8 protein-coding genes are annotated in these 7743 nt (G+C 64.0%); 5 read left to right on the forward strand and 3 right to left on the reverse strand.

Going from position 1 to position 7743, the window contains the following annotated elements; translation table 11 throughout:
* The first annotated feature begins 205 nt into the window (after positions 1-205).
* Positions 206-2272 carry an AsmA family protein gene (locus QSV36_RS18880; RefSeq protein ID WP_289133715.1) on the forward strand — a complete coding sequence of 689 codons (2067 nt, stop codon included), beginning with the start codon at positions 206-208 and terminating at the stop codon, positions 2270-2272.
* Positions 2273-2481: 209 nt separating this feature from the next.
* On the opposite strand, the gene QSV36_RS18885 is transcribed toward QSV36_RS18880, so the two are convergent.
* Together QSV36_RS18885 and osmE are read right to left on the reverse strand one after the other, a co-directional pair.
* On the reverse strand, positions 2482-3012 hold the full coding sequence (locus QSV36_RS18885; protein WP_225780753.1) for a ferritin-like domain-containing protein: 531 nt from the start codon (positions 3010-3012) through the stop codon (positions 2482-2484).
* 47 nt (positions 3013-3059) lie between these two features.
* Positions 3060-3401: an osmotically-inducible lipoprotein OsmE gene (gene osmE, locus QSV36_RS18890; protein ID WP_170032974.1), complete on the reverse strand. Its 342-nt coding sequence runs from the start codon at positions 3399-3401 to the stop codon at positions 3060-3062.
* 121 nt (positions 3402-3522) lie between these two features.
* Here osmE and QSV36_RS18895 point away from each other — a divergent pair, with 121 nt between their 5' ends.
* Positions 3523-4413: an esterase/lipase family protein gene (locus QSV36_RS18895; protein WP_289133716.1), complete on the forward strand. Its 891-nt coding sequence runs from the start codon at positions 3523-3525 to the stop codon at positions 4411-4413.
* On the opposite strand, the gene QSV36_RS18900 is transcribed toward QSV36_RS18895, so the two are convergent.
* Positions 4410-5282: a DMT family transporter gene (locus QSV36_RS18900; RefSeq protein ID WP_289133717.1), complete on the reverse strand. Its 873-nt coding sequence runs from the start codon at positions 5280-5282 to the stop codon at positions 4410-4412. The two genes, QSV36_RS18895 and QSV36_RS18900, sit on opposite strands and share 4 nt — an antisense overlap.
* Positions 5283-5482: 200 nt before the next feature.
* Here QSV36_RS18900 and QSV36_RS18905 point away from each other — a divergent pair, with 200 nt between their 5' ends.
* The 3 genes from QSV36_RS18905 (at position 5483) to QSV36_RS18915 (ending at position 7701) form a co-directional block, all read left to right on the forward strand.
* Positions 5483-6271: an AraC family transcriptional regulator gene (locus QSV36_RS18905; RefSeq protein ID WP_289133718.1), complete on the forward strand. Its 789-nt coding sequence runs from the start codon at positions 5483-5485 to the stop codon at positions 6269-6271.
* A 63-nt stretch (positions 6272-6334) separates the two neighbouring features.
* Positions 6335-6622, forward strand: coding sequence for a PsiF family protein (locus tag QSV36_RS18910; RefSeq protein WP_170032967.1), 288 nt, complete (start codon positions 6335-6337; stop codon positions 6620-6622).
* 71 nt (positions 6623-6693) lie between these two features.
* The gene (locus QSV36_RS18915) at positions 6694-7701 is read left to right on the forward strand and encodes an AI-2E family transporter (protein WP_225779411.1); all 1008 of its coding nucleotides are present in this window, start codon (positions 6694-6696) and stop codon (positions 7699-7701) included.
* The last annotated feature ends 42 nt before the right edge of the window (positions 7702-7743 follow it).

A 7743-nucleotide genomic window follows, 5' to 3' on the forward strand; every position in this document is an offset into this window, starting at 1 on the left:
AGGCTTCTGGCTTGAGTGATGGCTTCTTTAGATTGCTCTCGGCCAGTTACACATACAGCCTGACGCGTTGAATTGCTGAACAAATGGGCAGGAAAAACTTCGCTATCATGGGCCAACCATAAAACCCCGCGGGTTTTCGTCAGTCCCAGATAGTGAATGCCCCGCTACGCCTGTTTCTGTGTCATACCGCAAGGAGAACCACGCAATGACGCGTCCCGCCAGAATCCTCGTCTGGACCTTCACCAGCCTGCTGACCTTACTGGCGATCCTGGTGGTGATCATCGCCACCTTCGACTGGAACCGCGTCAAACCCCTGCTCAACGAGAAGGTTTCAGAAGCCCTGCAGCGGCCCTTCGCAATCAATGGCAACCTTGTCATCGAGTGGCGCACCGAAGCGGAAGAGGGCGGCTGGCGTGCCTGGGTACCTTGGCCGCATTTGATTGCCGAGGACCTCAGCCTGGGCAACCCGGCGTGGCTCGACGAGCAGAAGATGGTCGGCCTGGAACGCGTGACGTTCCGTCTGGCGCCGCTACCGCTGTTGTTTCGGCAGATCAGCATCCCGCGCATCGACCTGACCAAGCCCACTGCCAGCCTGACCCGTCTGGCCGATGGCCGCGCCAACTGGACCTTCGACTTCGGCCCCAAGGATGACAACGCCGAGCCTTCGAAATGGCAGCTGGACATCGGCGCCATCGGTTTCGACCAGGGCAATGTCAGTTTCGACGACCAAACCCTGAAAACCCGCATGAAGGTGCAGATCGACCCGCTGGGCAAGCCGATCCCGTTCAGTGACATCGTCGGCAAGGCCAGGGCCGAGAAGGTGGGTGCCGCGCAGGACTATGCCTTCGGCCTCAAGGTACAGGGCCGCTACAAAGGCCAGCCGGTGGCCGGTTCGGGCAAGATCGGCGGCCTGCTGGCACTGCAGGATGCCCGCCAGCCGTTCCCGCTGCAGGCCGATGTGCGTATCGCCGACACTCATGTGGTACTCGCCGGTACCCTGACCGACCCGCGCAACCTGGGCGCCCTCGACCTGCGCCTGCGCCTGTCCGGGGCCAGCCTGGGCAACCTCTACCCGCTGACCGGTGTGACCCTGCCGGACACCCCGGCCTACTCCACCGATGGCCACCTCAGCGCCAACCTGCACGCGGCGCAAGGGGCGACCTTCAACTACCAGGGCTTCAACGGCCAGATCGGCGACAGCGACATCCATGGTGACCTGGCCTTCGTTGCCAGCCAGCCACGGCCCAGGCTGTCGGGCAACCTGGTATCCAACCAGTTGCTGTTCAAGGACCTGGCGCCACTGATCGGCGCCGACTCCAATGCCGAGCAGAAGGCGCGTGGCGGCGCCAGCAAGCAGCCGCAAGGCAAGGTATTGCCGGTGGAAGAGTTCCGCACCGAGCGCTGGCGTGCCATGGATGCCGACGTCACCTTCGCCGGCAAGCGCATCGTGCACAGCGCGCAGTTGCCTTTCAACGACCTGTCGGCCCACGTGATCCTGGAAGATGGCCTGCTGCGCCTGGAGCCCCTGCGGTTTGGCGTTGCCGGTGGCAACCTGGCCTCGCAGATCCGCCTGGATGGCCGCAATGTGCCGCTGCAGGGGCGTGCCCGGTTGACCGCGCGGGGCTTCAAGCTCAAGCAGCTGTTCCCCGGCTTCGCGCCGATGCAGACCAGCTTTGGCGAGTTGAACGGCGATGCCGACATCACTGGCCGGGGTAACTCGGTAGCTGCGTTGCTGGGTACGGCCAATGGCGAACTGCGCATGCTGGTCAACGATGGTGCCATCAGCCGCAGCCTCATGGAGATTGCCGGGTTGAACGTGGGCAACTACGTGGTCGGCAAGCTGTTCGGCGATGAAGACGTGAAGATCAACTGCGCAGCGGCCGATGTGGGGATCAAGGATGGCTTGGCGACCACGCGCCTGTTCATCTTCGACACCGAGAACGCGATCATCTACATCAACGGCACGGCCAATTTCGCCAGCGAGCAGCTGGACCTGAAGATCACCCCGGAATCGAAAGGGCTGCGGCTGTTCTCGCTGCGCTCGCCGCTGTACGTGCGCGGGCCGTTCGCCAAGCCCAGTGCCGGTGTGCAGGCGGTGCCGCTGGCATTGCGTGGGGCAGGGATGGTAGCGCTGGGGGTGGTGGCCGGGCCGGCGGCGGGTTTGCTGGCGTTGGTTGCCCCCAGCAGCGGGGATGATCCGAACCAATGCACACCGTTGTTGCAGCAGATGAAGGCGGGCAAGGCGCCAGCTGCGGTGAAAGGCAAGCAATGAGGGGCCCGCGGCCCATCGTCGGCAAGCCAGTTCCCACAGGTACCCCGCCGGCTTCGAATCGACACGGCACCTGTAGGAGCGGCTTCAGCCGCGATCACCGGCCTGGCCGGTGCCATCCACCGCGTCGCCTGCATCGTGGATAAATCCGCTTCTACAGTTGACGCGGTTCCAGTAGGAGGGGGCTGCGCTGCGGAGCCAGCCCCTTGCAATTACAGCCCTTGCAGCAGATCGGACATGTCGTCCGCGTGCTCTTCTTCCTGAGCCAGGATGTCTTCGAAGATCCGCCGCGTGGTCGGGTCCTTGTCACCAATGTACTGGATGATCTCACGGTAGCTGTCGATGGCGATGCGCTCCGCCACCAGGTCCTCCAGCACCATCTCCTTCAACGTGGCACCCGCCACGTACTGGGCATGCGAGTTCTTGCTGAGGTTGTCCGGGTTGAAGTCTGGTTCGCCGCCCAGCTGCACGATACGCTCGGCAAGCCTGTCGGCGTGTTCGGCTTCCTGGTTGGCGTGCTCGAGAAACTCCTCGGCCGCTATGCTGGCTTTCACCCCCGAGGCCATGAAGTAGTGGCGTTTGTAGCGCAGGGTGCACACCAGCTCGGTCGCCAGGGCTTCATTGAGCAGGCGGATAATGCGCTCACGGTCGGCGTGGTAGCCCTCGGTCACGGCGCCGTTCTCGACGTGCTGGCGGGCACGCTGGCGCAGGGTTTGCACATCGGTCAGTTCAGTTCCGGTCATGTTCATCTCCGAAAGCATCAGGGTGGTCATGGCGTGTCCTGTGGGTGTCATGCGCCGTGGGCGGCGTCGCTGTCTTCCTGGCGTTGTTTGCAGGTCTTGAAGCCTTTGGCATCGACATGGCCAGTGGCGTCGAAGCGCACGTAGTAAGGCTGCTGGTGGCCGTCGCGGTTGAGGATGTAGTCGTTGCAGGTGCCACCGTGCGGCAGGTCGGTCACGTTGGATGGGCTACCGCCGATAGCGATGACCTTCTGCATGGTCATGCCGTTTTCCACTTGCTTGACCAGCGGTTCGTCGCGGTAGGTGACGTAATCCACGGGGTTTTCCGGGCGGCTGCCACAGGCGGCGAGGGTGGCGCTAGCCAGGAGGATTGCCAGGGTCTGCTTGTACATGTTCCCGCTCCTTGCAAAGGGTCTGTTGGCTTTGGAACCGCAGCGGGCGCCCAGAGTTCGATTGCGCTGGTCATCAGGGCCGCTGTAGTGTTGGCCGGTCGTCCACGGAAAGGGGCTGGCTATGCAGCAGGAATTGGCCACGCGATACCCGTTGGTGCTGGTGCCGGGCATGCTGGGGTTTGTACGGGTGCTGTTCTATCCCTACTGGTTCGGCATTGTGCCGGCACTGCGCAAGGGCGGGGCGCAGGTGTTCCCGGTGCAGGTTTCGCCGCTGCATTGCAGCGAGGTGCGCGGCGAGCAGCTGCTGGCGATCATTGAAGATATCTGCCAGCGCAACAATGTCGCAAAGGTCAACCTCATCGGCCACAGCCAAGGGGCCCTGGACGCACGCTACGCTGCTGCCAGGCGGCCCGAGCGGGTGGCGTCGGTCACCTCGGTGGCCGGGCCCAACCAAGGTTCGGAACTGGCCGACTACCTGGAACGCAACGCACCTGGCGATTCGCCCCAGGGGCGCTTGCTCAAGGCCTTGCTGCACGGTATCGCGGTGCTGCTGGTGTGGCTGGAAACCGGCTGGCGCCGCGACCCGCTGCCGGTGGATGTACACGCCTCGCATCAGGCGCTGACCAGCAGCGGGGTGGCGCGCTTCAACCAGGCTTATCCACAGGGCTTGCCAGATATCTGGGGCGGGGAAGGGGCCTATCAGGTTGATGGCGTCCGCTATTACTCCTGGTCCGGCACCTTGCAGCCTGGCCTGACCGACCGGGGGCGCAACCGTTTCGATGGCAGCAACTACTTCTGCCGCCTGTTCGCGCGTAGTTTCGTCAAGGAGAAGGGCCAGAGCGACGGCATGGTCGGGCGCTGCAGCTCGCACCTCGGTCAGGTGGTCGGCGACGCTTACCCGCTCGACCATCTGGACATCGTCAACCAGTCCCTGGGGGCCATTGGCAAGGGGGCCGAGCCGGTGCGGCTATTCACCGAGCATGCCGCCCGGCTCAAGGCGGCCGGGCTCTAGCGGCGAATCGGCGTGGTCCAGCGCTCGGCCAGCAGCACGCCGGCCAGGGTCAGCAGACCACCGACCAGGTGATAGCGGGCCAGTTGCTCTCCGAGTGCCACGGCGGCGATGACTGCGGTGACCAGGGGCAGCAGATTGAAGAACAAGGTGGTGCGGCTTGGCCCCAGGCGATGCACCGCCTGCATCCACAGCAATGGCGCAATCATCGAGGCCAGCACGCAGGCGTACAGCACCAGACCGATGTTGCGGTTGTTCAGGCCTGTTTTTTCCGACAGCAGGAACAACGGCAGCAGCACGACGATGGCTACCAGCACCTGCAAGTACAGCAACTGCATCGGTGGCAGGCGCAGTTGCCACTTCTTCAACAGGAAGCTGTACAGCGCGTAGGCCAGGGTGGCCACCAGCATCAACAGGTCGCCACTGTTCAGGCCCTGCTTCAGCAGGCTGGCGGGGTCTCCGGCGCTGACCACTTCAAGCACGCCGAAGAACGACACCACGGCCCCCAGCAAGGCGCCGTAGCTGAGGCGCTGGCCCAACCAGGCGATGGACAGCGCCAGCGCCATCAACGGCATCAGCGAAAGGATGATGCCCATGTTGGTGGCACTGGTGATGCCGGCGGCGAAGTACGCCAGGCTCTGGTACAGCGCCATGCCCAGCACGCCGAGCACGCACACCTTGGCCAGGTGCGGGCGGATGGCCGCGCGGTTGCGCCATACGGCGGGCAGCAGGACCGGGGTGAACAGCAGGGCGGCCAGCAGCCAGCGGTAGAAGCCGATCTCGGCGGGGTGGATGGCACCGGCGGACATCTTGGTGACCACAGTGTTGCCGGCCCAGATCAGGATGGCGGTGAGCGGGAAGAGGTAATTCATGGCGCGCGATACTCGTTGCGGGCAGATTGGGCGGCTTTGCGGCCACCGCCAAACAAGGCCGCTACGATACGAGCTCGCCGTGCAGGCGCGGCCTTGTGTCGCGATGGCCTGCGCAGCAGGCCCGGATGCCGCCCATTATCAACTGTCTGTCTGCAAGCCTATACTTCCAGCCAGACAACCCGCCCCGCGAAACAGTCAGCATGCCGCGCAAATACCTCGATATCCCCCAGTTCACTCAACTGCCGGCGCCGGTGTACTTCCGCCACGACGAATTCGGTGCCGATACCCACAGTGCCTTGCATCGCCACACCTGGGGCCAGCTCAACTACACCGCCCACGGCGTGATGCAGCTGGATGTCGCCGGGCAACGCTTCCTGTCGCCGCCGCAGTATGCGGTGTGGGTGCCGCCCGATACCGAGCACGGCTGCTACAACCCGCACGCCATCGTATACCGTTCGATCTACCTGGACCGCAGCCTGTGTGCCACGTTGCCGCAGCAACCGTGCAGCCTGGTGATCAGCGACATCCTCAAGGCGATCCTGGCCGACTTCGCCCGGCGCGACCTGCGGGTAGCCGAGGGCGAGCGCGACCAGCGCCTGGTACAGGTGCTGCTCGACCAGCTGATGCTGGCGCCGACCCAGGCCTGCTACCTGCCGTTTGCCCACAGCGAAGGCCTGCGTCAGGTGCTCGACGCCCTTGCCGCCGAGCCCGGCGACAACCGCCCACTGGCTGACTGGGCTGCGCGGGCGCATGTCAGCGAACGCACCCTGGCCCGTCAGTTCCTGCGTGAACTGGGTATCAGTTTCGGTGAATGGCGCCTGCGCCTGCGTTTCTTGCACGCCATCGATGCGCTGGAAGCCGGCCTGCCGATCCAGGCCATCGCCTTCGACCTGGGCTACAGCAGCGCGTCGGCGTTCATCGCCATGTTCCAGCGCCAGGCCGGCTGTACACCCGAGCAGTACCGTCGCCAGGTGCGAACAAAGCGTTGAGAATTCTTGGCTACACTCAGCTCGACCCCCGCGCATCGGGCGCGGAGCCAAGGAGACCACTCCATGAAAGTGCTGCAAATCCCTTTACTGGTATTGGCGGTGTTGTTCAGCGCCCAAGGCTTCGCTGCCACTACCGCGCAGCAGGAAAAAATGAAAACCTGCAACGCCGACGCCACCGCCAAGGCCCTGAAGGGCGATGAGCGCAAAGCCTTCATGAGCACCTGCCTGAAAAAGGAGGTGCCGCAAACCCAGCAGGAGAAGATGAAGACCTGCAACGCCGACGCCACCAGCAAGGCCCTCAAGGGGGATGAGCGCAAGGCGTTCATGAGCGACTGCCTGAAGAAGAAATGACCTGCGCCTATGCCTGCAAGCGTAACGCTGGCAGACTGCGGGTCTTTCCCGTTGTCTGCCGTTGAGGCTGTATGACCTTCACCCCCCGCCAGGTCACCCTGGCCAGCTGGATCATCGTATTTGCCGGCCTGTTGCTGGCGTTGCCCCTGAAGTTGCTGCCAAGCCTGCTGGCCGGCCTGCTGGTGTTCGAGCTGGTCAACATGCTCACCCCACGGCTGCAGCCACTGATTGCCGGGCAGCGCGCGCGTTGGCTGGCCGTAGCACTGCTTGGCACACTGGTGGTCATCAGCCTGGCCTTGCTGATCGCCGGTGCCTTCAGTTTCCTGCTGCATGAAGCGGAAAACCCCGGCGCTTCGCTGGACAAGTTCATGGCCCTGGTGGAGCGTGCCCGCGGGCAGCTGCCGCCGTTCATCGAAGGCTACCTTCCCGCCAGTGCGGCAGAGTTCAAGGTGGCCATCGGTGACTGGATCAAGAGCCACCTGAGCGACCTGCAACTGGTCGGCAAGGGCATGGCGCACATGTTCGTCACCTTGCTGATCGGCATGATCCTCGGTGCCATCGTCGCCTTGCAGCGCATCCCCGACATTTCCCGACGCAAACCCCTGGCGGCGGCGCTGTTCGAACGCCTGAGCCTGCTGGTGCAGGCGTTTCGCAACATCGTCTTCGCGCAGATCAAGATCTCGCTGCTCAACACCACCTTCACCGGCATCTTCCTGGCGGTGGTACTGCCGATGTTCGACGTGCACCTGCCGCTGACCAAGACGCTGATCGTGCTGACCTTCCTGCTCGGCCTGCTGCCGGTGATCGGCAACCTGATGTCGAACACCCTGATCACCATCGTCGGCCTGTCGCTGTCGATCTGGGTGGCGGCGGCGGCGCTGGGTTACCTGATCGTCATCCACAAGGTCGAGTATTTCCTCAACGCGCGGATCGTGGGCGGGCAGATCAGCGCCAAGTCATGGGAACTGCTGCTGGCGATGCTGGTGTTCGAGGCGGCGTTCGGCTTGCCGGGAGTGGTGGCGGGGCCGGTCTACTATGCCTACCTGAAGAGCGAGCTGAAGCGGGCGGAGCTGGTCTGATTCTTCAATAGCCTGTAGCGGCCCATTCGCGGGCTTGCCCGC

Origin of the sequence: Pseudomonas sp. BCRC 81390 (genome assembly GCF_030341915.1) — a bacterium.
In the GTDB taxonomy this organism is placed as follows: Bacteria; Pseudomonadota; Gammaproteobacteria; order Pseudomonadales; family Pseudomonadaceae; genus Aquipseudomonas.

Coding starts and splice junctions, on each gene's coding strand:
- QSV36_RS18880 (WP_289133715.1), top strand. CDS start 206: ATGACGCGTCCCGCCAGAATCCTCGTCTGGACCTTCACCAGCCTGCTG.
- QSV36_RS18885 (WP_225780753.1), bottom strand. CDS start 3,012: ATGACCGGAACTGAACTGACCGATGTGCAAACCCTGCGCCAGCGTGCC.
- osmE (WP_170032974.1), bottom strand. CDS start 3,401: ATGTACAAGCAGACCCTGGCAATCCTCCTGGCTAGCGCCACCCTCGCC.
- QSV36_RS18895 (WP_289133716.1), top strand. CDS start 3,523: ATGCAGCAGGAATTGGCCACGCGATACCCGTTGGTGCTGGTGCCGGGC.
- QSV36_RS18900 (WP_289133717.1), bottom strand. CDS start 5,282: ATGAATTACCTCTTCCCGCTCACCGCCATCCTGATCTGGGCCGGCAAC.
- QSV36_RS18905 (WP_289133718.1), top strand. CDS start 5,483: ATGCCGCGCAAATACCTCGATATCCCCCAGTTCACTCAACTGCCGGCG.
- QSV36_RS18910 (WP_170032967.1), top strand. CDS start 6,335: ATGAAAGTGCTGCAAATCCCTTTACTGGTATTGGCGGTGTTGTTCAGC.
- QSV36_RS18915 (WP_225779411.1), top strand. CDS start 6,694: ATGACCTTCACCCCCCGCCAGGTCACCCTGGCCAGCTGGATCATCGTA.